Annotated in this window: 20 protein-coding genes; 11 read left to right on the forward strand and 9 right to left on the reverse strand. The window is 71.1% G+C overall.

The features are described 5' to 3' along the window. Positions 1 to 52 precede the first annotated feature (52 nt). The 3 genes from ADK55_RS04270 (at position 53) to ADK55_RS04280 (ending at position 3,928) form a co-directional block, all read left to right on the forward strand. Entirely contained in the window at positions 53 to 1,945 is a 1,893-nt protein-coding gene (locus ADK55_RS04270; RefSeq protein ID WP_053676086.1) for a phosphatidylglycerol lysyltransferase domain-containing protein, read from the forward strand. Then, positions 1,942 to 2,658 (forward strand): hypothetical protein, encoded by a 717-nt coding sequence (locus tag ADK55_RS38310; RefSeq protein ID WP_053676087.1) that lies wholly within the window; start codon positions 1,942 to 1,944, stop codon positions 2,656 to 2,658. Before ADK55_RS04270 ends, ADK55_RS38310 begins: the two co-directional genes overlap by 4 nt. Positions 2,659 to 2,749: 91 nt before the next feature. Next, positions 2,750 to 3,928 carry a sensor histidine kinase gene (locus ADK55_RS04280; RefSeq protein WP_053676088.1) on the forward strand — a complete coding sequence of 393 codons (1,179 nt, stop codon included), beginning with the start codon at positions 2,750 to 2,752 and terminating at the stop codon, positions 3,926 to 3,928. A gap of 15 nt (positions 3,929 to 3,943) precedes the next feature. Here ADK55_RS04280 and ADK55_RS04285 read toward each other — a convergent pair whose 3' ends face one another. The 5 genes from ADK55_RS04285 to ADK55_RS04305 all read right to left on the reverse strand — a co-directional run bounded on the left by ADK55_RS04285 (position 3,944) and on the right by ADK55_RS04305 (position 10,647). Then, on the reverse strand, positions 3,944 to 4,774 hold the full coding sequence (locus ADK55_RS04285) for an endo alpha-1,4 polygalactosaminidase (protein ID WP_053676089.1): 831 nt from the start codon (positions 4,772 to 4,774) through the stop codon (positions 3,944 to 3,946). Next, positions 4,771 to 5,436, reverse strand: coding sequence for a spherulation-specific family 4 protein (locus ADK55_RS04290; protein ID WP_234349889.1), 666 nt, complete (start codon positions 5,434 to 5,436; stop codon positions 4,771 to 4,773). Before ADK55_RS04290 ends, ADK55_RS04285 begins: the two co-directional genes overlap by 4 nt. 26 nt (positions 5,437 to 5,462) lie before the next feature. After that, a complete protein-coding gene (locus ADK55_RS04295; protein WP_053676139.1) occupies positions 5,463 to 6,989 on the reverse strand; it encodes a hypothetical protein in 1,527 nt (508 codons plus the stop codon). Further along, positions 6,986 to 8,500 carry a GT4 family glycosyltransferase PelF gene (gene pelF, locus ADK55_RS04300; protein ID WP_053676090.1) on the reverse strand — a complete coding sequence of 505 codons (1,515 nt, stop codon included), beginning with the start codon at positions 8,498 to 8,500 and terminating at the stop codon, positions 6,986 to 6,988. Before pelF ends, ADK55_RS04295 begins: the two co-directional genes overlap by 4 nt. Positions 8,501 to 8,619: 119 nt before the next feature. Further along, on the reverse strand, positions 8,620 to 10,647 hold the full coding sequence (locus tag ADK55_RS04305; protein ID WP_053676091.1) for a hypothetical protein: 2,028 nt from the start codon (positions 10,645 to 10,647) through the stop codon (positions 8,620 to 8,622). Positions 10,648 to 11,004: 357 nt separating this feature from the next. On the opposite strand from ADK55_RS04305, the gene ADK55_RS04310 reads away from it, so the two are divergent. The 6 genes from ADK55_RS04310 (at position 11,005) to ADK55_RS04335 (ending at position 20,657) form a co-directional block, all read left to right on the forward strand. Then, positions 11,005 to 12,534 (forward strand): leucyl aminopeptidase, encoded by a 1,530-nt coding sequence (locus ADK55_RS04310; RefSeq protein ID WP_053676092.1) that lies wholly within the window; start codon positions 11,005 to 11,007, stop codon positions 12,532 to 12,534. A 311-nt stretch (positions 12,535 to 12,845) separates the two neighbouring features. After that, positions 12,846 to 14,234 carry a dihydrolipoyl dehydrogenase gene (lpdA, locus tag ADK55_RS04315; RefSeq protein WP_053676093.1) on the forward strand — a complete coding sequence of 463 codons (1,389 nt, stop codon included), beginning with the start codon at positions 12,846 to 12,848 and terminating at the stop codon, positions 14,232 to 14,234. A 93-nt stretch (positions 14,235 to 14,327) separates the two neighbouring features. Next, entirely contained in the window at positions 14,328 to 16,133 is a 1,806-nt protein-coding gene (sucB, locus tag ADK55_RS04320) for a 2-oxoglutarate dehydrogenase, E2 component, dihydrolipoamide succinyltransferase (RefSeq protein WP_053676094.1), read from the forward strand. Positions 16,134 to 16,370: 237 nt separating this feature from the next. Beyond that, a complete protein-coding gene (locus tag ADK55_RS04325) occupies positions 16,371 to 16,994 on the forward strand; it encodes a GntR family transcriptional regulator (RefSeq protein ID WP_053676140.1) in 624 nt (207 codons plus the stop codon). Between the two features lie 314 nt (positions 16,995 to 17,308). Continuing rightward, complete coding sequence (gene aceE, locus ADK55_RS04330; protein WP_053676095.1) at positions 17,309 to 19,993, forward strand: pyruvate dehydrogenase (acetyl-transferring), homodimeric type; 2,685 nt, start codon at positions 17,309 to 17,311, stop codon at positions 19,991 to 19,993. A gap of 145 nt (positions 19,994 to 20,138) precedes the next feature. Further along, on the forward strand, positions 20,139 to 20,657 hold the full coding sequence (locus ADK55_RS04335; RefSeq protein WP_053676096.1) for a DUF4240 domain-containing protein: 519 nt from the start codon (positions 20,139 to 20,141) through the stop codon (positions 20,655 to 20,657). Between the two features lie 52 nt (positions 20,658 to 20,709). Here the strand turns inward: ADK55_RS04335 and ADK55_RS04340 are convergent, their stop codons facing one another. Further along, on the reverse strand, positions 20,710 to 21,480 hold the full coding sequence (locus ADK55_RS04340) for an SDR family NAD(P)-dependent oxidoreductase (RefSeq protein WP_053676097.1): 771 nt from the start codon (positions 21,478 to 21,480) through the stop codon (positions 20,710 to 20,712). Positions 21,481 to 21,566: 86 nt separating this feature from the next. Here ADK55_RS04340 and ADK55_RS04345 point away from each other — a divergent pair, with 86 nt between their 5' ends. Continuing rightward, a complete protein-coding gene (locus tag ADK55_RS04345; RefSeq protein ID WP_053676098.1) occupies positions 21,567 to 22,229 on the forward strand; it encodes a TetR family transcriptional regulator in 663 nt (220 codons plus the stop codon). Between the two features lie 189 nt (positions 22,230 to 22,418). Here the strand turns inward: ADK55_RS04345 and glnA are convergent, their stop codons facing one another. Beyond that, positions 22,419 to 23,828 (reverse strand): type I glutamate--ammonia ligase, encoded by a 1,410-nt coding sequence (glnA, locus tag ADK55_RS04350; protein ID WP_053676099.1) that lies wholly within the window; start codon positions 23,826 to 23,828, stop codon positions 22,419 to 22,421. Between the two features lie 185 nt (positions 23,829 to 24,013). Here glnA and ADK55_RS04355 point away from each other — a divergent pair, with 185 nt between their 5' ends. Then, positions 24,014 to 24,481: an RDD family protein gene (locus tag ADK55_RS04355; RefSeq protein WP_053676100.1), complete on the forward strand. Its 468-nt coding sequence runs from the start codon at positions 24,014 to 24,016 to the stop codon at positions 24,479 to 24,481. Positions 24,482 to 24,608: 127 nt separating this feature from the next. Here the strand turns inward: ADK55_RS04355 and ADK55_RS04360 are convergent, their stop codons facing one another. Both ADK55_RS04360 and ADK55_RS04365 read right to left on the reverse strand, forming a co-directional pair. Continuing rightward, complete coding sequence (locus tag ADK55_RS04360) at positions 24,609 to 25,307, reverse strand: DUF4191 domain-containing protein (RefSeq protein ID WP_053676101.1); 699 nt, start codon at positions 25,305 to 25,307, stop codon at positions 24,609 to 24,611. 9 nt (positions 25,308 to 25,316) lie between these two features. Further along, the gene (locus tag ADK55_RS04365) at positions 25,317 to 25,514 is read right to left on the reverse strand and encodes a hypothetical protein (RefSeq protein WP_053676102.1); all 198 of its coding nucleotides are present in this window, start codon (positions 25,512 to 25,514) and stop codon (positions 25,317 to 25,319) included. Positions 25,515 to 25,705: the final 191 nt, after the last annotated feature.

Genomic DNA, 25,705 nt, shown 5'->3' on the forward strand with positions numbered 1-25,705 from the left:
CCGGGGCGCTCGATCCGCCCGTGGACGGTGACGCCCCATATCATCGCTTTCCATGGGAGAGGTCCGCTTGACCAGCGCAGATACCACAACGGCAGTAAACGGAAGAAAAGAGTCCGGCGGCGATCCCGCCGGCAGGGGGGAAACAGGCAAGGGGGATCCCGCGGCCAAGGCGGAGGCCCGCAGGGGCAGCAAACCGTCACGGCGCGGCGCCGCCTTCGCGATCTGGTACCTGCGCGTCGTCACCTTCGTGAACTTCCTCAGCGCGGTGTGGCTTTCGCTGGGGCAGGACCTGCGCCGGCACAACACCGCCGACTTCTACACCCCGTACCTGCTCACGGCGGGCTTCGCCTCGGGGCTGTTCTCGCTGATCCTCGCCGTCACCATGGGCCGCCGCAAACGGGCCGCCTGGATCCTGAACCTGGTGATCAGCGGCATGCTGCTGTTCGCCTTCGCCACGGCCGCCTTCGCCCCGTGCGTCGGCGGGGACTACGACTTCTGCTACCCGGAGTTCCGCGACCACGCGCAGAACTGGGTCTCGCTCGCCTTGACCGCGGCCTTCGTCGGCGCCCTGCTGCTGGGCCGCCACGAGTTCTACGCCAAGGGCGACCGGTCCAACCCCAAGCTGGCCACCGCCGTGGCCGCCGTCGGGCTGCTGCTGACCTCGCTGGTCGCGGCCCTGCTCGTCGGCGCCACCAACACCGACCCGGACCGGGCCGACGCCACCTTCCTCGCCCGCTGGAAGTACGGCGCGATGCGGCTGATCACCCTGGAGCCGAACGACCGGGCCTACGACGGGATCGCCACGCCGGCGTGGGTGGACGTCTTCGTCAACGTCATGTCGATGCTGCTGCTCCTCGCCGTGCTGTTCGCCGCGTTCCGCTCGCGCCGCGCCGTGGACCCGCTCACCCCCGAGGACGAGGACCGGCTGCGGGCCCTGCTCGCCAAGCAGGGCGACCGTGACTCGCTCGGCTACTTCGCGCTGCGCCGCGAGAAGTCCGTCATCTGGTCCCCCACCGGCAAGGCCGCCGTCACCTACCGCGTCGTCGGCGGCGTGTCCCTGGCCTCCGGCGACCCGATCGGCGACCCCGAGGCCTGGCCCGGCGCCATCGAGCCCTGGCTGGCCGAGGCCCGCGAGCACGGCTGGGTGCCGGCCGTCATGGGCGCGAGCGAGGAGGCCGGGCAGATCTACGCCCGGCACGGCCTGGACGCGCTGGAACTGGGCGACGAGGCCATCGTCGAGACCGCCGAGTTCACGCTGGAGGGCCGCGCCATGCGGACCGTCCGGCAGGCCTACAACCGGGTCAAGCGCGCCGGGTACACGGTGCGGATCCGCCGGCACTCCGACATCCCGACCGAGGAGATGGACGTACTCCTCGTCCGCGCCGACGACTGGCGCGACGGGGCGACCGAGCGCGGCTTCTCGATGGCACTGGGCCGGTTGGGCGATCCCGACGACGGCCAGTGCGTGATGCTGGAGTGCTTCGACGGCAACGGTGAACTGCGTGCCGTGCTGTCCTTCGTGCCGTGGGGACCCAAGGGTCTGTCGCTCGACCTGATGCGCCGCGACCGGGACTCGGAGAACGGTCTGATGGAGTTCATGGTCATCGAACTCCTGGAGCGGTCAAAGGAGATCGGCGTCACACAGGTCTCACTGAACTTCGCGATGTTCCGCTCCGTCTTCGAGCGGGGATCGAAGCTCGGCGCCGGTCCGGTGCTGCGGATGTGGCGCTCGTTGCTGAGCTTCTTCTCGCGCTGGTGGCAGATCGAGTCCCTCTACCGGGCCAACGCCAAATACCGGCCGATCTGGGAACCGCGGTTCATGCTCTTCGAGAAGAGTTCGGACCTGCTGCGGATCGGTGTCGCGGCGGGCCGGGCGGAGGGCTTCCTCGAAGCTCCCGGCCTGCCGAAGTGGATGCACCGCAGACACCTGGAGACCAAGCGTTGACGAACTCCTCACTGCGGCGGTTCGCCCGCCGCGAGTGGGGGCCCCTGTTCTGGACGATCCGGGACTCGCTCGCCCGCGAGAAGTGGCGGGCGATCCCGATGACCCTCGGCGCGGTCTGTCTGACCTCGGTCTTCCAGATCGTCCAGAACACCTCATGGGGCTTCCAGCCGGTGCAGGACCTCGGTTCGGTCAAGGCCGTCGACCCGCTCTGGCTGGCGCTGTTGCGCACGCCCCTGTCCCTGTTCGTACCGGCGCTCGACCTGCCGGTGTGGGGGGCGCTCGCGCAGATCCTGCTGGTCTTCGGGATCTCGGAGATCTGCGTCGGCTGGTGGCGCACCCTGGTGGTCGGCTACGTGGCCACCCTCGCCGGCACCACGTACGCCCGGATCGGTCTCTCGCTGGGCCCCGACCACCCCTTCGGTCTGCCGGTGTCCGACCGCGTCGTCAACGACACCGGGCCGTCGGCGGCGGTCGTGGGACTCGCGATCTACGTCTGCTGGCGCTACCGCGCCCACCTCACCGGCGCCCTGGTGATCCTGGTGATGATCGGCGAGGTGCTGATCAAGGACAATCTGGCGGGCAAGGAGCACCTGGCCGCCATCGCCGCCGTCATGGTGGTGTGCGTGCTGCGCGCGAAGTGGGGGCCGCGGCGCTCCCGGGCCCCGCTGGGGCAACGCCCGCCGCCCGCGTCGAGCGCACCGCCGGGGGCGTGACGCCTCCGCCTCCGTCCTGCGCCTCGCGGGCAGGCCGTACCGTAACGGGGTGACGACACACCTCGGGCCCTTCGCCCCCACCCGGCAGTGGATGCGGGCCCATCCGCTCGCCACCGACGCCGTGCTCGCGCTCGGGGCGCTCGTCTCCATGGTCGTCGGATCGTTCGCCGATCCCCGCGGGCCGCACGGGCCCACCTTCGGCACCCGCACCCCCGACCCCTTCTCGCTCCTGCTGATGCTCCTGGGCGCCGCCGCCCTCGTGTTCCGGCGCCGGCACACCCGTGCCGTGCTCGCCGTGACCTGCGCGCTGTCCCTGCTGGAGCTGACCACCGGGGAGCCCCGGGCACCCGTCGTGATGTGCGCGGTGATCGCCCTGTACACGCTGGCCGCCCGCACCGACCGGCCCACCACCTGGCGGATCGGGCTGCTCACCATGACGGGGCTGACCGGCGTCGCCATGCTGGCGGGACCACTGCCCTGGTACGCGCAGGAGAACCTCGGGATCTTCGCCTGGACCGGCATGGCCGCCGCCGCCGGCGACGCCGTGCGCAGTCGACGCGCCTTCGTCGACGCCATCCGGGAACGGGCCGAGCGAGCCGAGCGGACCCGTGACGAGGAGGCCAGGCGCCGGGTCGCCGAGGAGCGGCTGCGGATCGCCCGGGACCTGCACGACGTGGTCGCCCACCACATCGCCCTCGTCAACGTGCAGGCGGGGGTGGCCGCGCACGTGATGGACAAGCGCCCCGACCAGGCCAAGGAGGCGCTGGCCCACGTACGGGACGCCAGCCGCTCGGCGTTGAACGAGCTCCGTGCCACGGTCGGGCTGCTGCGCCAGTCCGGCGACCCGGAGGCGCCGACCGAGCCCGCGCCGGGGCTGGCCGTGCTGGACGAGCTGACGGACACCTTCCGGCACGCCGGGCTGCCGGTCGAGGTCATCGTGCAGTTGGGGCGGGACGATTCCGCGCTGCCGGCCGCCGTGGACCTGGCCGCGTACCGGGTGATCCAGGAGGCGCTGACCAACGTGCGCAAGCACGCGGGCCCGGGAGCCAGCGCCGAGGTGAGCGTGGTCCGGGTCGGGGCCTCGGTGGAGGTGACCGTCCTCGACGACGGGGGCACCTCCGCCGACCCGGCCCCGGAACCGGCCGATCCGGGTGGCGGCCACGGGCTGCTCGGGATGCGCGAGCGGGCGGGCGCGCTGGGCGGGTCCTGCTTCGCGGGCCCCCGGTACGGCGGCGGATACCGGGTCCACGCCATCCTGCCGGTCTCCTAGCCCGCTCCGGTTCCCTCAGGGGGTGCCGGAGCGGGGGCAGACCCTGCGCCAGGCACCCAGGTCGTACTTCTTCTGGAGCGAGCTGAGCTTGGCCTCCTGCGAGCGGGCGCACCAGTCGCCCACCCGACCCTCGTACTCGACGTGGAAGACGGCCTTGCCCGCGTCGGTGAACGGCGCGTACCGGTCGCACTCGTCGTGTTCCACGCACTGCTCGTTGACCGCGAAGTCGAAGTTCCCGACGAGTTGGGGGATCTGGTCCAGGTCGTTCTTCAGGCCGACCGACAGGCCCCGGTCGTGGGCCAGCCGGGCGATCAGCCGGTTGTACCTCAACTGGTCGTCGCCGGTCAGCGGGAAGCCCGAGGTGTTGGCGTAGCCGTCCATGTTGTCGGGCTCCACCGCGTCGAAGCCCTTGCCCCGGCACATGTCGACGCGCTTGGCCATCAGCGGTTCCAGCTCCTTGAGGCGCCGGATGTCCAACCAGCGTTCGCCCTCCCAGCCGTTGCCCTTGCCGAGCATCGACTTCGGGAAGTCGTCGGCGTCCGGGCGGAAGTCCTCCCAGGCCCCGGTGGAGAGGTAGCAGATCGTCTTGCGTCCGGCCTTCTTCAGGACGGCGACCTGCTCCTTGGTCGTGGTGAACCCGTCGACGTCGTACACGGCCGCCTTCACCGAGGTGTCGAGCCTGCCCGAGAGCTGCCACTGCCAGCTGACCCCCGGCTCGGGCTGCCAGCGCTGCCCCGGCGCCGGGTCGGGCGAGACGTCGTCCGGCTCCGGCACGGTGGTGCACGCGGCGATCAGCAGCAGGGGGACGAGGACCGGCAGGGACCACCGCGGCGGACGGCGGTTCACGCGGTGGCCTCCAGGGCGTACGGGAGGGTGCCCCACGGGTGCGCGCCGGTTCCGGGGACCGCGCAGTGCACGGCGGCCCCCCGCTCCCGGGCGAGTTCGGCGGTGGGCGCGCCCGGCGGGACGGCGTACACCAGGTGGCAGAACCGTCCCGCGGGGTGGTCGGCGGTCCAGGCGGGCACGGCCGCCGCGTCCCGGTAGGCGTCCCAGGGCCCCTCGAAGGTGACCAGCAGGTCCGCGAGTTCGGCGTACCCGGGGTGCGGGTGGACGCCGTGGTTGAGGACGACCGTGCGGGCGCCCGCGGCCCGGGCGGCGACCCCGAGCCGACCGTAGTGCGCCAGCAGTTCGGGGTCGGCGGAGGCCTGGTCGAGGAAGGCCCCGTCGGTGTCGTACCAGTCGCGGTGGCGCAACAGGTCCTGGACGACGGCCGCGTGCGGGCGCCGCCCGTAGTCGGTGTCGGCGTAACCCAGGACGGGCACCCCGGCTTCGCGCAGCCGTGCGGCGACGGCGGCGAACCGTTCGTCGGGGGCGTCGCCCGGCCCGCTGTCGGGGTTGAGCACCACCGAGTGCAGGCGGCCCGCGGAGCGGATCAGCAGCTCCCAGGCCTCGGGCTGGTCGGCGGGGTGCTCGTAGAGGGGCACCAGCAGCATGTGGTCCTTCTTCATGTCCGTCGGGTACGGGGGCACGTGCGTCAGCGGTGGGCCGTGGCCCGACCCAGGAACAGGCAGACCATGGCGGCCAGGGCGGCGGCCGCCGTGCCCGCCACGACCAGTTGGACGAGCCGCGGCTGCCCGGTCCCGAGGAGCAGGGCCAGGCTCTGGGCGACGGCGGCCGAGGCGCAGACCATCGCGGCGGGGCGGACCGCGCCGAACGACTGGAGCAGCAGCCCGGTCCACATCACGGCGCCGAGCAGCAGCAGCGTCGCGACGCGCAGGCCGGTCGGCGCGGGGGCTCCGGGCCACAGCAGGGTCCCGACGACGCCCAGGGCGAGCAGCACCACCAGGTAGGAGGCGAGGCACCGGGTCAGCGTGCCGAGCATCCGGTGTCGGAACGCCCGGGGCGAGCGGGCGGCCCGCAGCCCGGCGAGGCTGCCGCTGCGGAACCGGTGGAGCAGCCATTCGGCGGGGCCCATGCTGAGGGTGAGGGCCACCGCGGAGGGCGCGGCGACGGCCTCGGCGGGGCCTCCGGCCAGCACCTCGCCGAGGGCGGCGTACAGCACGAGCAGGCCGGTGCCGAGGCCGAACACCCCGTACGGCACGGAGTCCCCGAGCCGGGGTCCGCGCGGCCGGTACTCCTCCTCGGCCCCGCGCAGCATCCGCCAGCGCACCGGGCCCTCCCCCGGGCCGCGCCGGGACCAGCCCCGGACGCGGCGCACGGTGGTCCGCACGCCCTCGGCCAGCGGGAGTTCCCGGACGGCGAGGGCGCAGGCGGCCAGCAGCGACACCACGAGCAGGGTGACGCGCACGGGTACGGGCAGGTCCACGAAGAGGGACAGCACCGCGCCCGCGGCCATCGGCGCGAGCGCGGCGATCAGCATCCGCTCCCGGCCGAGGACCAGCAGGACGGTGGCGGCTCCGACGTACAGGGCCTGTCCGGCGGCGAACGCGTACGAGAACGGCGGGCCGCCGGGCACCGCCAGCGCGGCGGCGGTGCCCAGCAGCGCCCCGGCGGGGGCCCCGGCGAGCAGGGTCCGCCCGGCGGCGGCACGGTCGCCGAGGCCGAGCCAGGAGTAGGCCCGGTGGGACAGGGTCTGGTCCCAGACCCACCCGATCAGTGCCCCGGCGAGCAGGGTCAGCGTCCCGGCGGGCAGCCCCAGCCGGTCCTGGGGGCCCTCCAGCAGGGGTGCGCCGAGCAGGTAGGCCAGGCCGGGCAGGGCGAAGATCACACCGCGGAGCAGGCAGGCGGTGAGCGAGACCTTCCAGGGGTCGGGGGCGCCCTCGGGCTCCGGGAAGGAGCGGGGCACCCGGGTGTACAGCTCCTCGGCGAGCGCGAAGGAGTCGTGGCGGCCGTAGGTGAGCCGGATGTACTCGTCGGTCATCCCGTCGGATTCGAGGATGGCCGCTATCTCGTCCGGGTGGACGGCGGCGGCGATGAACACGTCGAGGCGCTCGGTGAGTTCGTCCATCGGGTCGGCGGCCGGGGGGACCGTCCGCCGGGGGCGCGGGACGGCGGGCAGCGTGTTGCCGCCCGGGACCTTCAGCCAGAGGGAACCGCTCACCACAGGCTCCCGTCGGCGGCGAGCTCCTTGTACCAGGGGTCCGCGAGCCGCTGGGTCCAGTCGTCGCCCGGGTGGACGGGCAGCAGGGGTTGGCCGGCGAGTTCCCGGTAGATGTGCCGGAAGCCGTCGACGGACTGGTGGAGGGTGAACTTCTCGACCACCCGCCTGCGCGACATCCGGCCGAGTTCGGCGCGCCGTTCGTCGTCGCGGAGCAGGGCGAGGGTGGCGCGGGCCATGGTCTCGGGCTCGCGGGGCGGGACGACGAGACCGGTGTCCCCGACGGCCTCGCGTACGCCTCCCACGTCGGTGGAGACCGTGGTGCGGCCGCAGGACATGGCCTCGATGATGCTGAAGGGGAAGCCCTCGCTGATGGAGGAGAGCATCACGACGCTGCCGGCGGCGTAGGCCTTCGCGACCTGGTCGATCCGGCCCTCGTAGGTGATGCCGTCGCCGACGCCGAGTTCGGCGGCGAGCTTCTCCAGGCGGAGCTTGTAGTCCTCGCAGCCCGCCGGGACCGGCCCGAAGAGGCGCAGCCGCAGGGCGGGGAGTTCCTCGCGCATGAACGCGTACGCGCGGATGAGGGTTTCGAGGTCCTTGATCGGGTCGATGCGGCCGCACCAGCTGAGGGTGGGGACCTCGGGTTCGGGGCCGGCCTCGGGGAAGGCGTGCGGGTCGACGCCGTTGTAGACGGTGCGGATGCGGTCGGAGGCGGCGCCGCCGCGCTCCTCCCAGCGACGGTTGTACTGGTTGCAGGGGGTGATCAGGTCGGCCTGCCGGTAGCCCTCGGTGTTGAGCTCGCGGTAGAAGCCGAGCATCAACGCCTTCACGGGCCAGCGCTGTTCGGCGGTGCGGTAGCCCAGGTAGCGCTCGCGCAGGTAGATGCCGTGCTCGGTGAGGAGGAAGGGCACCTGGTCGAGGTATTTGGCGGCGAGGGCCGGAAGGGTGGCGAGGCCGCTGCTGACGGCGTGGGCGACGCTGTCGGGCGGGATCCGCACGGACAGCGGGCGCAGCGCGTGTTCCAGCAGGTCGGTGGCGGTGAGCGCGTCGTGGATGGTGGGCGCGGCCTCGGCGGTGACGAGGCCGGGGCGGGTCCAGACGGTCATCAGCAGGCGCAGTACGGACTCGGAGCGCAAGGCCGGCGCGAGCTTGCCGGCGCGGGCCAGCAGGGCCAGTTCGCGCAGGGATCGCGAGAATCCGCCGTGCCGCGGGTCGAGCAGGGAGAGCAGGAACGTCTCGTACGTCTCGGTGAAACCTCGAAGAGCCCTGCCGCGCAGTGTCGACCGCAGTCGCCGGGCCGACGGAGGACCCCAGAGCGGTACGGCGGTGTGCCGGTAGACGTTGCGCGGCAGTTCCCAGGTGACCGGCTCGCGTCCGGAGCCGGTCAGGGCTATGACGTTGAAGTCGACCTCCGGCATGCCGCGGACCAGTTGGTCGCACCAGGTGCTGACGCCCCCGTGGACGTATGGATAGGTGCCTTCGGTGAGCATGGTGACATGACGCCCATGGCTCATGCGGTGTGTCCCCCCAGGACGGAAAAGGGGCCGGCGCCCGTGGTTCGCGGAGCGCCGGCGCTGGGTGATGCGTGTGCGCGTGCGGTGGAACGGCCGGCCTGACGGAGGCCGGGGGGAGGTCAGAGCAGCTTCAGCGTGACCGCGGACTGGAGCAGCTCCGGGCCCGTCCACGCCGAGCGGGTGCCGGCGTACGCGGTGCCGAAGTCGGCGGTGCCGAGCAGCAGCTGCTTCTTGGTCCCGTTCGGCGCGGTGATCGGGGCGACCACTCCGGAGGGCGCCTTGACGGTGACGTCCTTGCCGATGCGGTAGGCGGTGACCTGGTTGTTCGCGACGGCCTTGTCCCAGGCGGCGCGACGGGTCATCTCGACGCCGGTGTCCTTCATGGTCTGGTTCACGATGGGCGCGCTGGGCGCGTACAGCGTGCGGTAGGTGTCGAGGACCTGGTTGAGCACCGGGTACAGGGTGCGGTCCTCGGCCAGGTTGGACTGGTGGACGTAGTGCGGCCGGGGATCGTTGGCCAGCACGTGGCGCAGGGCCGTCCGGGCCTCCTGCGGGACGATGTGGTTCGTGTAGCCGGTGGTGACGTCGAGCGGGGCCGGCAGACAGGTGGAGGTCGCCGGGTTGTCCTCGCAGGCGCCGCTGCCGCCGTCGGCACGACTGGTGTAGATCCAGTTGTACTCGTCGGCCATCTCCGCGTTGGTGCCCGTGTTGTAGTACACGTTCATCGGGTGGCGCGGGACGGTCAGGGCGGCGCCGACCGCGCGCTGCGCCGGCTCGCGGGAGTTGTCGCTGCCCGCCCACTTGACCCCGTTGTCGGCGAGCGCGCCCGCCAGGTTGGGGTTGTCCACGGGCTGCTGCGGGGCCGTCTTGAGGCCGGAGTGCTCGCCGGTGACGAGCTCGGTGCGGTCGGTGGTGATGCCCTTGGCGGCCGCCCAGTTGTTGTTGTCGCGGATCTGCGCCGAGATCTCGGCGCGGCTCATGTACTGGATCACGCCCTGGGCGTTCTTCTTGCAGGTCCAGGGGGAGGTGGTGGTGTCCTGCACACAGCCGAGGAACGGGTGCGTGTACGTGTGGTTCATCCAGCGGTACTTGGCCCGGTCCGCCACCAGTTGGGCGGTCATGGCGTCGACGCCGCCGTGTTCGGTCTTCCACTCCTCGCCCGCGCCCGCGTTGAAGAGCATGTCGAGCTTGAAGTTCTTGGAGGTCTGCCACTGCGCCGCGTACTGGGCGTCGGCGGCGGTCATCCGGATGGTGCTCTCCTGGCCCTCGCCGCCCGCGCAGGCGTAGTCGCCGGGCGTGCAGTTGAGCTCCTTGCTCCAGCGGGCGTCCGGGGCGAAGACGTCGTCGACGTGGACCGCGAAGTAGTTGCGCTCCTGGCCGAGGTGGACGCCCTGGGTGAGCCATTCGACGATGCCCCGGGCCAGCAGCCGGAACTGCTGCTGGTACTGGTTGTAGCCGAAGGTGACGACCAGTTCGCTGCGCCCGTCGTGGGCGTACTCGCCGACGAGCGAGGCCCGCCCGGAGCCGACGGGCGCGTCGAGGTAGCTGGTGTAGCCGGTGCGCGGCTTGCCCATGAACCCGTAGCTCTCGGGTACCAGCGGCGAGTTGTCCTCGAAGGTGACCTGACCGCCGAGGTAGCCGAAGGGGCCCGTCTTGCCGGCGGCGGTGACGGCGGCCTGGGTGCCGTCGAGCGTGCCGCTGTAACCGCCGTTGTCGGTGTACTCCAGTCCGACGCCCGGGTGCGACCAGGTGTAGGCGTCGACCTGGCGGATCCCGTACGTCGTCTCGTACGCGGCGAGCGCCGTCATCTCGGCCGAACCCGCGCCGAAGGGGTTCTCGTTGGGCAGCACCACGCCCTGGAACTTGGCGCGCGGACGGCCGTCGACCGTGTCGCTCAGGTAGGCGGCGTTGATCACCGGGCGGCTGCCGCTGCCCAGGTCGACACGGGTGTACGGGACTCCGGTGTCGCGGAGTTCGGCGGTGATCGCCTCGACCGAGCTGCCGCCGTCGTCGACGACCAGCACCCTGAGGTCGATGCGCGGTGTCACGGCGGCCGCCTCGGCGGACGCCGCGGGTACTGCCACGGACATCAGGGTCGCGGCGGCCATCGCCGCGGCGACCCTGTTCATCCGGTTCTTGTTGACCATTTCGGCCTTCCCCCCGCAGGCCTCCCGACGACTTGGGCCGCATGGCGTTCGGCCGCGCCGGGGAGGCTCTGTGGAAATCATGCAAAGGGACCCCGCGTCCCCTTGCGAGAGCGGCATCACTCTCTCGGACCCCGTCAGGTCTAAAGGGCAAACCTGGAACAGAGGCCACAGATGGGTGAACCTGTCGGCGTCCTGATCGAACAACTTGCCAAACCTTCGAGTGACGTACGACGAGCGCGTCGGCGTAGGCTCGTTTCCGGCGGCCGTCGAGCCGGAATACGATCGCTGCGGAGCGGCCGGCGACCCCGACGCGACCGCAGCGCCCACATACACAAACGGAAGCGAGACTTCACCACCGTGACTGCTCTGACTCTCAGCACTGCCGGCGCCGCGACGTTGCGCGCCGACGCCCTCGTGGTCGGCGTGGCGAAGGGCGCCAAGGGCCCCGTGGTCGCCGCAGGCGCCGAGGCCGTGGACAAGGCGTTCGGCGGAAAGCTCGCCACCGTGCTTGACGCGCTCGGCGCCTCGGGCGCGGAAGGCGAGATCACCAAGCTGCCCGCGCCCACCGGCCTCAAGGTCCCGGTCGTGCTGGCGGTCGGTCTGGGCTCCGTACCGGAGCAGGACGAGTCCTACGACGAGGAGGCGCTGCGCCGCGCCGCCGGATCCGCCGCCCGCGCCCTGCACGGCGTGAAGAAGGCCGCCTTCGCGCTTCCCCTCGACGACGCCTCCGCCGTCACCGCGGTCGCCGAGGGCGCGCTGCTCGGCGCGTACGCCTTCACCGTCTACCAGGGCGGCGAGAAGAAGGCCGCCAAGGGCGAGGGCCCCAAGCAGCCCCTCGCCGAGATCGCCCTGCTCGGCGCCAAGCCGCGCGACAAGGAGCACAAGGCCGCGGCCGAGCGCGCCATCGTCGTCGCGACCGAGGTCAACATCGCGCGTGACCTGGTCAACACCCCGCCGAACGACCTCACCCCCGAGGCCTTCGCCGCCGTCGCGTCCGCGGCCGCGAAGGAGAACGGCATCAAGGTCCAGGTGCTGGACGAGAAGGCCCTCGTCAAGGGTGGCTTCGGCGGCATCATGGGCGTCGGCAAGGGCTCCGAGAACCCGCCGCGCCTGGTGAAGCTCAGCTACACCCACTCCAAGGCGGCGAAGACCCTCGCCTTCGTCGGCAAGGGCATCACCTACGACTCGGGCGGCATCTCCCTGAAGCCGGCCGGTCACAACGAGACGATGAAGTGCGACATGGCCGGCGCCGCCGCCGTGTTCGCCGCCGTCGTCGCGGCCGCCAAGCTGGGCCTCCAGGTCAACGTCACCGGCTGGCTCGCGCTCGCCGAGAACATGCCGTCCGGCTCCGCCACCAAGCCCGGCGACGTGCTGCGCATGTACAGCGGCAAGACCGTCGAGGTCCTCAACACCGACGCCGAGGGCCGTCTCGTCCTGGGCGACGCGCTGACCAAGGCCTCCGAGGAGAACCCGGACGCGATCGTCGACGTCGCCACCCTGACCGGCGCCATGGTGCTGGCCCTGGGTGACCGGACCTTCGCCGTGATGGCCAACGACGACGCCTTCCGCACCTCGATCCACGAGATCGCCGAGGAGGTCGGCGAGGCCTCCTGGCCGATGCCGCTCCCCGCGGACCTGCGCAAGACCATGGACTCCCCCACCGCCGACATCGCCAACATGGGTGTCCGCATGGGCGGCGGCCTGGTGGCCGGCCTCTTCCTCCAGGAGTTCGTCGGCGAGGGCATCACCTGGGCCCACCTCGACATCGCGGGCCCCGCCTTCCACGAGGGCGCCCCGTACGGCTACACCCCCAAGGGCGGCACCGGCTCGGCCGTGCGCACCCTGGTGCGGCTGGCCGAGCGCACCGCCACGGGCGACCTGGGCTGACGCGACCGCGATCCGTCTCGCCAGGTGGGACGGAACGCGCCCCGGGACCCCGGTCGGGGTCCCGGGGCGCGTTCGCCCTGGACGAAACCTCGAGGATCAGTAGGTTTCTACGCAGTGGTAACCCCCGGTTCGGGCGGAACGACGGTCCAGAGCCGGGGCCCGGCGTCCCGCGTTCCCCCGACAAATGCGAAGATGGGTTCTCGGCAGGACAGGGCCCCCACCACAGGGCCGAAGAAACAAGCGGCCGATTACCAGCCGCCGCCCCGGTCACAGAGGACCGGTGCCCGGCGCACATGCATGGAGGACGTGACGTGGCGAACGACGCCAGCACCGTTTTCGACCTAGTGATCCTCGGCGGTGGCAGTGGCGGTTACGCCGCGGCGCTGCGCGCATCCCAGCTGGGTCTCGACGTTGCGCTGATCGAGAAGAACAAGCTCGGCGGCACCTGCCTGCACAACGGCTGCATCCCCACGAAGGCACTGCTGCACGCCGGTGAGATCGCGGACCAGGCGCGCGAAGCCGCCCAGTTCGGTGTCAAGGCCTCCTTCGAGGGCATCGACATCGCGGGTGTGCACAAGTACAAGGACGACGTCATCTCGGGCCTGTACAAGGGTCTCCAGGGTCTCGTCGCCTCGCGCAAGGTGACCTACATCGAGGGTGAGGGCCGCCTCTCCTCGCCGACCTCCGTCGACGTCGACGGCCGCACCATCCAGGGCCGCCACGTCCTGCTGGCGACCGGCTCCGTGCCGAAGTCGCTGCCGGGCCTGGACATCGACGGAAACCGCATCATCTCCTCGGACCACGCGCTCGTCCTGGACCGCGTGCCCGAGTCCGCGATCATCCTGGGCGGCGGCGTCATCGGCGTCGAGTTCGCCTCGGCGTGGAAGTCCTTCGGCACCGACGTCACCGTCATCGAGGGTCTCAAGCACCTCGTGCCGGTCGAGGACGAGAACAGCTCCAAGCTTCTTGAGCGCGCGTTCCGCAAGCGCGGCATCAAGTTCAACCTCGGCACCTTCTTCGAGAAGGCCGAGTACACCGAGAACGGTGTCCGCGTCACCCTCGCCGACGGCAAGACCTTCGAGGCGGAGGTGCTGCTGGTCGCGATCGGCCGCGGCCCGGTCTCGCAGGGTCTGGGTTACGAGGAGCAGGGCGTCGCGATGGACCGCGGCTACGTCCTGGTCGACGAGTACATGCAGACCAACGTGCCGAGCATCTCGGCCGTCGGTGACCTCGTCCCGACCCTGCAGCTCGCACACGTCGGCTTCGCCGAGGGCATCCTCGTCGCCGAGCGTCTGGCCGGCCTCAAGGCCGTCCCGATCGACTACGACGGTGTGCCGCGCGTCACGTACTGCCACCCCGAGGTCGCCTCCGTCGGCATCACCGAGGCCAAGGCCAAGGAGATCTACGGGGCGGACAAGGTCGTGGCCCTGAAGTACAACCTGGCGGGCAACGGCAAGAGCAAGATCCTCAAGACCGCGGGCGAGATCAAGCTCGTCCAGGTCAAGGACGGTGCCGTGGTCGGCGTCCACATGGTCGGTGACCGGATGGGCGAGCAGGTCGGCGAAGCCCAGTTGATCTACAACTGGGAAGCTCTGCCGGCCGAGGTCGCGCAGCTCATCCACGCGCACCCGACCCAGAACGAAGCGCTCGGCGAGGCCCACCTGGCCCTTGCCGGCAAGCCGCTTCACTCCCACGACTAATCGTCACGGGCGCGACGACCACTTCCGTACTTCCCCAAGCTCTCGACTCCGCTCGAGCTGGGGGAGACCCCACCGTTAGGAGCAACTGAAACCATGTCGGTTTCCGTAACCCTTCCGGCGCTCGGTGAGAGCGTCACCGAGGGCACTGTCACCCGTTGGCTGAAGGCCGAGGGCGAGCGCGTCGAGGCCGACGAGCCGTTGCTCGAGGTATCGACCGACAAGGTCGACACCGAGATCCCGTCGCCCGTGTCCGGCATCCTGGCCTCCATCAAGGTCGCCGAGGACGAGACCGTCGAGGTCGGCGCCGAGCTGGCCGTCATCGACGACGGCTCGGGCGCCCCGGCCCCGGCCGAGGCCGAGACGGTCACCGCCGAGGCTCCGGCCGAGGCCCCCGCCGAGGCGGCTCCGGCTGCCGAGGCACCCGCCGCCGAGGCCCCGGCCGCCGAGGCACCCGCCGCCGCGCCTGCCGCGGCCGGCACGGACGTCACCCTCCCCGCCCTGGGCGAGAGCGTCACCGAGGGCACCGTCACCCGCTGGCTGAAGCAGGTCGGCGAGTCGGTCGAGGCCGACGAGCCGCTGCTGGAGGTCTCGACCGACAAGGTCGACACCGAGATCCCCGCCCCGGTCGCCGGCACCCTGCTGGAGATCCTGGTCGGCGAGGACGAGACCGCCGAGGTCGGCGCTCGCCTGGCCGTCATCGGTGTCGCCGGCGCGGCTGCTCCGGCCGAGGCCGCCCCGGCTCCGGCCGAGGCCGCCGCTCCCGCTCCCGCCGCAGCCCCGGCTCCGGTGGAGGCTGCCGCTCCGGCCGCCGCCCCGGCTCCGGTCCAGGCCGCTCCCGCGGCTGCCGCTCCGGCTCCCGTGGCGGCTCCGGCCGCCGCTCCGGCGCAGGCCGCTCCGGCCGCTCAGGCTCCGGCCGCCGCGGCTCCCGTGGCCCCGGCCGCTCCCGCCGCCCCGGCCTCGGCCGGTGACGAGGGCGCGTACGTGACCCCGCTGGTGCGCAAGCTCGCCTCGGAGTCCGGCGTCGACCTGTCCTCGGTCTCGGGCTCCGGTGTCGGTGGCCGTATCCGCAAGCAGGACGTCCTGGCCGCCGCCGAGGCCGCCAAGGCCGCCGCCGCCGCTCCGGCGCCGGCAGCCGCCGCTGCCGCTCCGGCCGCCAAGGCTCCGGCCGCGGTGTCCGAGCTGCGTGGCCAGACCGTCAAGATGACCCGCATGCGCAAGGTCATCGGCGACAACATGATGAAGGCCCTGCACTCGCAGGCGCAGCTCAGCTCCGTGGTCGAGGTGGACATCACCAAGATCATGAAGCTGCGCGAGAAGGCCAAGGGCGCGTTCCTGGCCCGTGAGGGCGTCAAGCTCTCGCCGATGCCGTTCTTCGTCAAGGCCGCGGCCCAGGCGCTGAAGGCCCACGCGGTCGTCAACGCCCGGATCAACGAGGACGAGGGCACCATCACCTACTTCGACTCGGAGAACATCGGCATCGCCGTGGACTCCGAGAAGGGCCTGATGACCCCGGTCATCAAGGGTGCCGGTGACCTCAACCTGGCGGGCATCTCCAAGGCGACCGCCGACCTGGCCGCCAAGGTCCGCGGCAACAAGATCACGCCGGACGAGCTGTCGGGCGCGACCTTCACCATCAGCAACACCGGCTCGCGCGGCGCCCTGTTCGACACGGTCATCGTGCCGCCGAACCAGGTCGCCATCCTGGGCATCGGTGCCACGGTCAAGCGCCCGGTGGTCATCGAGACCGCCGAGGGCACGAACATCGGCATCCGCGACATGACGTACCTGACCCTGTCCTACGACCACCGCCTGGTGGACGGCGCGGACGCGGCCCGGTACCTCTCGGCCGTCAAGGCCATCCTGGAAGCCGGCGAGTTCGAGGTCGAGCTCGGCCTGTAGGGCTCACGCCCCCGCGGCATCCGCTCGATACGGCGCCCCCGTCCGGAACCACTCCGGGCGGGGGCGCCGTCGTCGTGTCCGGGCGGCGTCCCCGCCGGGTGGGGCGGGCCGGCCGGAACGGTCTTGTAACCAGCCTCACCCGGGGTCCCCGCCCCGGAACACCTCGCTCAGGGCTACTCCGCCGTATTGTCTACGCATCAGAGCCCTGCGTGCCCCTCAGGAGATGAAGCGCCGATGATCACCCCACCCGTCGTGCACTCGCTGCGCGAGCAGATCCGCGAGCACATCGTGGAGGGGATCGTCAGCGGCCGTTGGAAGCCCGGCGAGCGGATCGTCGAGCGCCGGATCGCCGTCGAGCTGGAGGTCAGCCAGACGCCCGTACGGGAGGCGTTGCGCGAGCTGGAGACGCTGCGGCTGATCGAGTCCGCGCCGAACAAGGGCGTCCGCGTACGGAACCTCTCCGCGGCCGACCTGGAGGAGATCTACCCGGTCCGGGCCGGTCTGGAGCAGATCGCCGCCGAGCTGGCCGCGCCCCGGCTGGCGGCCGACTGCACGGCGCTGGAGCCGCACGTGGCGGCCCTGTGGGAGGCGGACCGCACCGAGGACGGCACGGCGCAGGTGCGGCACACGGTGGGCTTCCACCGCGAGATGGTGCGGGCGGCCGGGAACAGCGTGCTGCTGCACACCTGGGAGAGCCTGGGCATCGAGGTGTTCACGGCCCTGTCCATCCGCTGGCTCGGTACCGTCCAGAAGTCGTACGCGGAGGAACACGAGGCGCTCGTGGCGGCGTTCCGCGGTCAGGATCCGGACATCGGGCTGCTCGTGAAGCGGCATGTCCTGGGCTGCGCGCCGCGCGCCTGACGAACGCCCCCGCGCCTTCGGCAAGACTGCTGAAACCGCTTCCGACCTGGGGTTTCGAGCGGCTCTCCAGGGAGCCGCCGGCGCGTCGACCTGTACTGGTTCCACGACGCGAGACCACCGGCACCGGGTGCCTTGAGCCATGGCACCCGGTGCCGACTTTCGCCCCTTGGACATTTAATTGTCACTTTTATTTGATCGATCATCGATCAGCGCTTTACAGTCAACGCGGACCCCACCCGGGTCCATCGACCCTGTCCTGCCCGTCAGGGATTTTCTTCACCACCTCTCCTTTGTCCGGAAGGCGGCGCACACCGATGTCCGACCCCGTAGGAAAGCTTCCGAGCGAGCTCGACCAGCTCCCGGACCGCGACACCGAGGAGACCGCCGAATGGGCGGCCTCCCTCGACGCCGTCGCCAAGGCCGCCGGTACGCGCCGCGCCGAGTACCTGCTCCGTCGTACCCTCCAGCACGCCGAGGCCGCCGGTCTCGCGCTGCCGAAGCTCCTTGAGACGGACTACGTCAACACCATCCCCACCGCCGCGGAGCCGGAGTTCCCCGGCGACGAGGCGATGGAAGCCAGGATCACCGCGTGGAACCGCTGGAACGCGGCCGCCATGGTGACCCGCGGCTCCAAGTACGGCGTCGGCGGCCACATCGCCACCTTCGCCTCGGCGGCCTGGCTCTACGAGACCGGCTTCCAGCACTTCTTCCGCGGGAAGGAGGCCGACGGATCGGGCGACCAGCTCTACATCCAGGGCCACGCCTCCCCCGGCATCTACGCGCGCGCCTTCCTCGACGGCCGCGTCTCCGAGCAGCAGCTCGACAACTTCCGCCAGGAGTCCGGCGGCAACGGCCTGCCGTCCTACCCGCACCCGCGGCGCCTGCCGTGGCTGTGGGAGTTCCCGACGGTGTCCATGGGCCTCGGCCCGCTGTCCGCGATCTACCAGGCGCGGTTCAACCGCTACCTGCACAACCGCAGCATCAAGGACACCGCGAACTCGCACGTCTGGGCCTTCCTGGGCGACGGCGAGATGGACGAGCCCGAGTCGACCGCCGCCCTGGCCCTCGCCTCCCGCGAGCAGCTCGACAACCTGACCTTCGTCATCAACTGCAACCTGCAGCGTCTCGACGGTCCGGTCCGCGCAAACTTCCGCGTGGTCCAGGAGCTGGAGGCCCAGTTCCGCGGCGCCGGCTGGAACGTCATCAAGTCCCTGTGGGGCTCCGCCTGGGACGAGCTGTTCCAGCTCGACACCACCGGCGCCCTCGTGCGCCGCCTGCGCGAGGTGCCGGACGCGCAGTTCCAGACGTACGCGACCCGCGACGCGGCCTACATCCGCGAGCACTTCTTCGGCGCCAACGCCGAACTCGTGCAGCTCGCGGCCGTGCTGTCCGACGCGAAGATCGCCGAGTGCTTCCACACCTCCCGCGGCGGCCACGAGCCCCGCAAGGTGTACGCCGCGTACAAGGCCGCCCTGGAGCACAAGGGCGCGCCGACGGTCATCCTCGCGCAGACCGTCAAGGGCTACACGCTGGGCGCCGGGTTCGAGTCGAAGAACGCGAACCACCAGATGAAGAAGCTCACGATCGACGAGTTCAAGAGCATGCGCGACAAGCTCGACCTCCCGATCCCGGACAGCGCCTTCGTCGACGGCCAGGTCCCCTACGGCCACCCGGGCGCGGACAGCCCCGAGGTGCGGTACCTCAACGAGCGCCGCGCGGCCCTCGGCGGCCCGGCCCCGGCCCGCAAGGTCAAGCCCGTGGCCCTGCCGGCCCCGGCCGACCGCTCCTTCGCCCCGCTCCTCAAGGGCTCCGGCAAGCAGGAGATGGCCACCACCATGGCCTTCGTCCGGCTCGTCAAGGACCTGATGCGGGACAAGGAGACCGGCAAGCGCTGGGTGCCGATCGTCCCCGACGAGGCCCGTACCTTCGGCATGGAGTCCCTCTTCCCGTCGGCCGGCATCTACTCACCGCTGGGCCAGACGTACGAGCCGGTCGACCGCGACCAGCTCATGTACTACAAGGAAGCCAAGGACGGCCAGATCCTCAACGAGGGGATCACCGAGGCCGGCGCCATGGCCGACTTCATCGCCGCCTGCACGTCGTACGCGACGCACGGCGAGCCGATGATCCCGTTCTACATCTTCTACTCGATGTTCGGCTGGCAGCGCACCGCCGACCAGATGTGGCAGCTCGCCGACCAGCTCGGCAAGGGCTTCATCGTCGGCGCCACCGCCGGTCGCACCACGCTGACCGGTGAGGGCCTCCAGCACGCCGACGGCCACTCGCACCTGATCGCGTCCACGAACCCGGCGTCGCTCAACTACGACCCGGCCTTCGCGTACGAGATCGCGGTGATCGTCAAGGACGGTCTGCGCCGCATGTACGGCGAGAAGCCGGAAGACGTCTTCTACTACCTGACGGTCTACAACGAGCCGAAGGTCCAGCCCGCCATCCCGGAGGGCGTCGAGGAAGGCATCCTCAAGGGCCTGTACCGCTTCAACACCGCGGCCGACCTCGCCGAGGCGGCCCCCGCCGCCGACGCCCCGAAGGTCCAGCTCATGGCCTCCGGCACGGCGATCCACTGGGCCCTGGACGCCCAGAAGCTCCTCGCCGCCGACTGGAACGTGGCCGCCGACGTCTGGTCCGCCACCTCCTGGGGCGAGCTGCGCCGCGACGCGCTGGAGTGCGACGAGGCGCTGCTGCGCGGCGAGGTGCGCACCCCGTACGTCACCCGCGCGCTGGAGGGCGTCACGAGCCCGGTGCTGGCCGTGTCCGACTGGATGCGTCAGGTCCCGGACCAGATCAGCCAGTGGGTGGAGCAGGACTACACCTCGCTGGGCACGGACGGCTTCGGCCTCTCCGACACCCGCGAGGGCGCCCGCCGGCACTTCGGTGTCGACGCCCAGTCCATCGTGGTGGCCGCGCTGGCCCAGCTCGCCCGCCGCGGCGAGGTGCCGGCGTCCGCCATCAAGGAGGCCCGCGAGCGCTACGGCCTGTAGGACCCGGGCGCCCCGTCGCGCCGAGTCCGACGCGCCACCCTACGGCCGAAGGCCGGTGTCCGCCCCGCCAATGGGGGGCGGACACCGGCCTTTGGCCGTATGAGCGGTGGCGGCACGGGGGTGGACCCGTGATGCTGGAGCGGTGATGGACGAGACGGAGTTCTGGGAGATCGTCGACCGTACCCGCGAGGCCGCCGAGGGCGACCCCGAGGAGCACGCCGAGCTGCTCGTGGAGCGGCTGGCGCAGCTCGACCCGGACTCCGTGCTGGACTTCGCCCGGCACTTCGAGTCGCGGTACAACCGCGCGTACACCTGGGACCTCTGGGGCGCGGCCTGGGTGCTGCTCGACGGGGCGAGCGACGACGCGTTCGACTACTTCCGGTGCTGGCTGATCGGCCAGGGGCGGGAGGTCTTCGAGGGCGGGGTGCACGATCCCGACCACCTGGCGGAGCTGCTGGGCGACTTCGACGAGGAGATCGACGGCGACGGCGAGGAGCTGGGGTACGCGGCGGACGAGGCGTACGAGCAGCTGACCGGTTCGGTGGCGCCGGACCTCGGGGTCCCGCTCCAGGCGGCCGAGCCGGAGGGCGCTCCCCTCGACTTCGAGAACGAAGCCGTGCTCGCGGAACGCTTCCCCCGGCTCTGGGACCGGTTCAGGGGCTGACCCCGGTCGGTGGCGCGTGCGGGCGGCGCGGGTCAGTCGTGGCCGGCGCGCCTCAGTAGTGCGTGCCGCCGTCGATGCGGATCTCCGTGCCGGTGATGAACGCGCCGTCCTCGGACCCGAGCATCGCGACGACGCCGGCCACCGTCTCCGGGCCCGCGAAGCCCTGGCCGAGGGCCGGGGCGAGCTTGGTGAACAGGCTCCAGTCGGTGTCCTCGGGCAGGCCCGGGCCGTTGCCGGTGGTCATGCCGGACTCGATGGAGCCGGGGGCCACGGCGACGAACCGCAGGCCCTGCTTGCTGTACTCGGCGGCCAGGGCGTGGGTCATGGACTGGATGCCGCCCTTGCTGGCCGCGTAGGCGGACATGTAGGGGTGCGCGAAGGACGCCGAGGTGGAGCTGAAGTTCACGACGACCGGTTGGTCGCCCGCCAGCAGCGCCGGGATCGACTCGCGGATCACCAGGAAGGTGCCGGTGAGGTTGACCGCGATGACCTTGTTCCAGAAGTCGAGCGTGGTCTGGTGGGTGTGCGAGGAGCGCAGGATGCCGGCGGCGTTCACCAGCACGTCGAGCCCGCCGAGGCTCGCGACGGCGCCGGCGATCCCGGCCCGTACGGCCGCCTCGTCGGCTATGTCGAGGACGGCGGTGGTGAGGCGGTCCCCGCGACCGTCGGCGCCGGCCCGGTCCGCCGTGTTCTTGAGCCCGGCTTCGTCGACGTCCACGGTGTGTACGCGGCCGCCCTCGGCGAGGATGCGGTGGACGGTGGCCCGGCCGATGCCGGAGCCGCCGCCGGTGATGAGGACGCGACGTCCTTCGTAACGGTTCATGGGGGCGAGCGTACGACCAAGTGACACGTTTTGCCAGAGTGTCAATGCATGCATCGGCCGAGCCTGTCGGACGGTAGGCTTCATACGTGAGATCCCCTCGTCCGTACTCTCCCCAGGCCGGCCCCGGAGCCCAGTCGCTAACCGAGCGCCGCAAGGCCGCCACCCAGCTCGACATCGCCCGCGCCGCCTGCGAACTCTTCGCCGAGCACGGCCCCGACGGCACCACCGCCGAGGACATCGCCCACCGCGCCGGCGTGGCCCTGCGCACGTTCTACCGCTACTTCCGCAACAAGCAGGAGGCCGTTGCCCCCCTGCTCGCCGGCGGCGGTGACGCCTGGCGCGCGTTGCTCGCCGAGGAGGATCCCGGCACCCCCCTGGCCGAGGCGCTGGAGCGCGCCGTCACCCGCTCCCTCGGCGACTCCCGGGCCGTCGAGGAAGGCCTGAAGGTGACGCGCGGGCTGCTGCGGGCGGCCACCGGCGACGAGGCCCTGCGGGCCGTCTGGTACCGCGTGAACCAGGACTCCGAGGAACGCCTGGTCCCGGTGATCGCCCGGCTCGCCGGACCGGACGCCGACGCCCTCGGCGTCCGTCTCCTGGCGGCGGCCGCCACGGACGCGATCCGCATCGCCCTGGAACTCTGGTCGGCCACCGACGCCCCGGTCGCGGGCCCCGGCTCCCCGGCCGAACTCGCGGTCCGCTGCCTGCGCGAGCTGACGGGCGCGATGGCCCTGTTGCACCGCCCGGCCTGAGGGCCCGCTTCCCGGAAGCGGCGAAGCGGTCCGGGGCGGCGAAGCGCCCCGGAAACGACGAAGTGCCGCCCTCCGCTCCGTGAGGAGTGGAGGGCGGCACGGCCACGGGCGCGGGCGCCTGTGGCAAGGTCGCGGAGCGGCCGTCCGGCGGCCCGTCGTGCGGGTTCCGCCGGTGGACGCTCGGGGCGACTAGATGTCGAAGTACATCTCGAACTCGTGCGGGTGCGGGCGCAGCGCGATCGGGGCGATCTCGTTGGTGCGCTTGTAGTCGATCCAGGTCTCGATCAGGTCCGGGGTGAAGACACCGCCGGCGAGGAGGTACTCGTGGTCCTCCTCCAGGGCCTTGAGGACGTCCTCCAGGCTGGTCGGGACTTGCGGGACGCTCGCGTGCTCGTCGGGGGAGAGCTCGTAGAGGTCCTTGTCGATCGGCTCCATCGGCTCGATCTTGTTCTTGACGCCGTCGAGGCCCGCGAGCAGCAGCGCCGCGAAGGCGAGGTACGGGTTGGACGACGGGTCCGGGGCGCGGAACTCGACGCGCTTGGCCTTCGGGTTCGAGCCGGTGATCGGGATGCGCATCGCGGCGGAGCGGTTGCGCTGCGAGTACACCATGTTGACCGGCGCCTCGAAGCCCGGCACCAGGCGGTGGTAGGAGTTCACCGTCGGGTTGGTGAAGGCCAGCAGCGACGGGGCGTGCTTGAGGATGCCGCCGATGTAGTAGCGGGCGGTGTCCGAGAGGCCCGCGTAGCCGGCCTCGTCGTAGAACAGCGGGTCGCCGTTCGCCCACAGCGACTGGTGGACGTGCATGCCCGAGCCGTTGTCACCGAAGATCGGCTTCGGCATGAAGGTCGCGGTCTTGCCGTTGCGCCAGGCGACGTTCTTCACGATGTACTTGAAGAGCATCAGGTCGTCGGCCGCGGCGAGCAGCGTGTTGAACTTGTAGTTGATCTCGGCCTGGCCGCCGGTGCCGACCTCGTGGTGCTGGCGCTCGACCTGGAGGCCCTGGGCGTCCAGTTCCAGCGAGATCTCGGCGCGCAGGTCGGCGAAGTGGTCGACCGGGGCGACGGGGAAGTAGCCGCCCTTGTAGCGGACCTTGTAGCCGCGGTTGTTCTCCTCGGAGCCGGTGTTCCAGGCGCCGGCCTCGGAGTCGATGTGGTAGAAGCTCTCGTTCGCGGTCGTCGCGAAGCGCACGCTGTCGAACACGTAGAACTCGGCCTCGGGGCCGAAGTACGCGGTGTCGGCGATGCCGGTGGAGGCGAGGTACGCCTCGGCCTTCTTCGCGATGTTGCGCGGGTCGCGGCTGTAGGCCTCGCCCGTGATCGGGTCGTGGATGAAGAAGTTGATGTTGAGCGTCTTGTCCTTGCGGAACGGGTCCAGGCGCGCGGTGGTGATGTCGGCGCGCAGCGCCATGTCGGACTCGTGGATCGCCTGGAAGCCGCGGATGGAGGATCCGTCGAAGGCGAGCTCCTCCGCCGGGTCGAACGCCCGCGCCGGGATGGTGAAGTGCTGCATCACACCAGGCAGGTCACAGAAGCGGACGTCGACGAACTTGACGTCGTTCTCCTCGATGTACTGCTTCACTTCGTCGGCGTTCTGGAACATCCAACTCCTCCTACTCCCGACCCCGGGGCAGGGGCGGGCTTTATAGCTCGTGGTGCGTCAGTGCGGTGCCGCACGCTGACCCGACCATAAGCAGACGGGATTTCTCAAGCATGACCCATTTGTTTCGCACAAGTTAACCAGGGTCCCGTCCGGGGCGCCGGAGAGCGCACCGGTACCGTGGTCGGGTGGACAACAGGCAAGCAATCGGATCCTGGCTTTCCGGCCCCCGCGCGGCCGCCGAGGAGATGGGCGTCGACTTCGGCCATCCGGGCGAGCGCCTGGGCCTTCCCCGTTCGGGGCCCGGCTCGGTGGCCCGTTTCGGGCGTCGACTCGGCGCCGTCGTCATCGACTGGGTCGGTTGTCAGCTGATCGCCTACGCCCTGATCACGGGCGGTGACCTGGACGCTTCCAGCCCGTGGACGCTGGCGCTCTTCCTGAGCCTCACGTTCCTGACGGTGGGCACGGTGGGCTTCACCCCCGGCAAGCGGATCCTGGGACTCCGGGTCATCGCGCTGGACGGCTCGCGCCTGGGCCTCGGCCGGGTGGCGCTGCGCACCCTGCTGCTGGCCCTCTTCGTACCCGCCCTGATCTCGGACCGGGACGGCCGGGGCCTGCACGACCGGCTCGCCGGCGCGGTCCAGGTCCGCATCTGAGGAACGGCGCGCGTCGCGGAGAACACGACGACAGCGCGCCCAGAGCACGACGAGACGGGGGTGCCCCCGGAGCCATCGGCTCCGGGGGCACCCCCGTGTCGTATACGAAAAGCAGGTCAGCGCATTGTCAGCGCATCTTGCCGCCGCGCGGCATGCGCGTGCCCTTCGGCATGGGGCCCTTCGGGACCGGCATGTTGCTCATGAGGTCACCCATGGCCCGGAGCTTGTCGTTCACCTGCGTGATCTGCGGGCCGGCCAGCACGCGCGGCAGCTTGAGCAGCGTCGTACGGACCTTCTTGAGCGGGACCTCGCCCTCGCCGGTGCCCACGATGAAGTCGTGCACCGGGACGTCGGGCATGATCCGGGCCAGCTTCTTCTTCTCGGCCGCGAGCAGGACCTTGACCCGGTTCGGGTTGCCCTCCGCGATCAGGACGACGCCCGCCTTGCCGACGGCCCGGTGGACGATGTCCTGGTTCCGGTTCATCGCGACGGCCGGGGTGGTGGTCCAACCCCGTCCCACGTTGTCCAGTACGGCCGCGGCAGCGCCCGGCTGTCCCTCCATCTGCCCGAAGGCAGCCCGCTCGGCCCGTCGCCCGAAGACGATCGCCATCGCGAGGAACGCCACCAGGAAACCCAGGATGCCCAGGTAGACCGGGTGGCCGATCAGGAAGCCGATCGCAAGAAAGACACCGAAGGTGACGATTCCCACGCCCGCGACGATCAGACCGACCTTCGGGTCGGCCTTGCGCGTCATCTTGTACGTCAGGGCGATCTGCTTCAGTCGCCCGGGGTTCGCAGCAGTCTCTGCGTTTGACTTCCTCGCCATAAGGCGAGTTTACGTGGCCTGCGGACGGCGGGTCGCCGCGGCCTCGAGTACGTGCTCGGTTTCGACCCGATCCTTGGCCCTGCGGCGGTCCTCCAGGACCGCGCTCCAGGCGTTGCGGCGGGCGCCGCTCATGAGCAGCGACTCGATGCCCCGGAAGGCGTCTGTGAAGGACGGGATGGCGATGGCGCGTACGGGCGCGGCCTGCATGATGTCGATCCCTCTCACGGTGCTCACGACGGCTGGGAGTGAAGCGGTGGTACGTGGAGCGAAGCGGTGGTGCGCGCTGCGCGATGTGCGGTGCGTGCAGCAATCGTCACTGACTGGTGTTACCAGGGCGTGACCGGTCGGTCAAATGCGATGAACATGTTGGGCGCGAAAACACTGACGCGGCCCACCCG

It is taken from the genome of Streptomyces sp. WM4235, from assembly GCF_001279725.1.
GTDB lineage: Bacteria > Actinomycetota > Actinomycetes > Streptomycetales > Streptomycetaceae > Streptomyces.

Bases quoted from the DNA above. Each gene is read 5' to 3' on its own strand.
- ADK55_RS04305 (WP_053676091.1), bottom strand. From the start codon at position 10,647: ATGGTCAACAAGAACCGGATGAACAGGGTCGCCGCGGCGATGGCCGCC.
- ADK55_RS04365 (WP_053676102.1), bottom strand. From the start codon at position 25,514: ATGCAGGCCGCGCCCGTACGCGCCATCGCCATCCCGTCCTTCACAGAC.
- ADK55_RS04335 (WP_053676096.1), top strand. From the start codon at position 20,139: ATGGACGAGACGGAGTTCTGGGAGATCGTCGACCGTACCCGCGAGGCC.
- ADK55_RS04340 (WP_053676097.1), bottom strand. From the start codon at position 21,480: ATGAACCGTTACGAAGGACGTCGCGTCCTCATCACCGGCGGCGGCTCC.
- ADK55_RS04360 (WP_053676101.1), bottom strand. From the start codon at position 25,307: ATGGCGAGGAAGTCAAACGCAGAGACTGCTGCGAACCCCGGGCGACTG.
- ADK55_RS04280 (WP_053676088.1), top strand. From the start codon at position 2,750: ATGCGGGCCCATCCGCTCGCCACCGACGCCGTGCTCGCGCTCGGGGCG.
- aceE (WP_053676095.1), top strand. From the start codon at position 17,309: ATGTCCGACCCCGTAGGAAAGCTTCCGAGCGAGCTCGACCAGCTCCCG.
- ADK55_RS04290 (WP_234349889.1), bottom strand. From the start codon at position 5,436: ATGAAGAAGGACCACATGCTGCTGGTGCCCCTCTACGAGCACCCCGCC.
- ADK55_RS04270 (WP_053676086.1), top strand. From the start codon at position 53: ATGGGAGAGGTCCGCTTGACCAGCGCAGATACCACAACGGCAGTAAAC.
- pelF (WP_053676090.1), bottom strand. From the start codon at position 8,500: ATGAGCCATGGGCGTCATGTCACCATGCTCACCGAAGGCACCTATCCA.
- sucB (WP_053676094.1), top strand. From the start codon at position 14,328: ATGTCGGTTTCCGTAACCCTTCCGGCGCTCGGTGAGAGCGTCACCGAG.
- glnA (WP_053676099.1), bottom strand. From the start codon at position 23,828: ATGTTCCAGAACGCCGACGAAGTGAAGCAGTACATCGAGGAGAACGAC.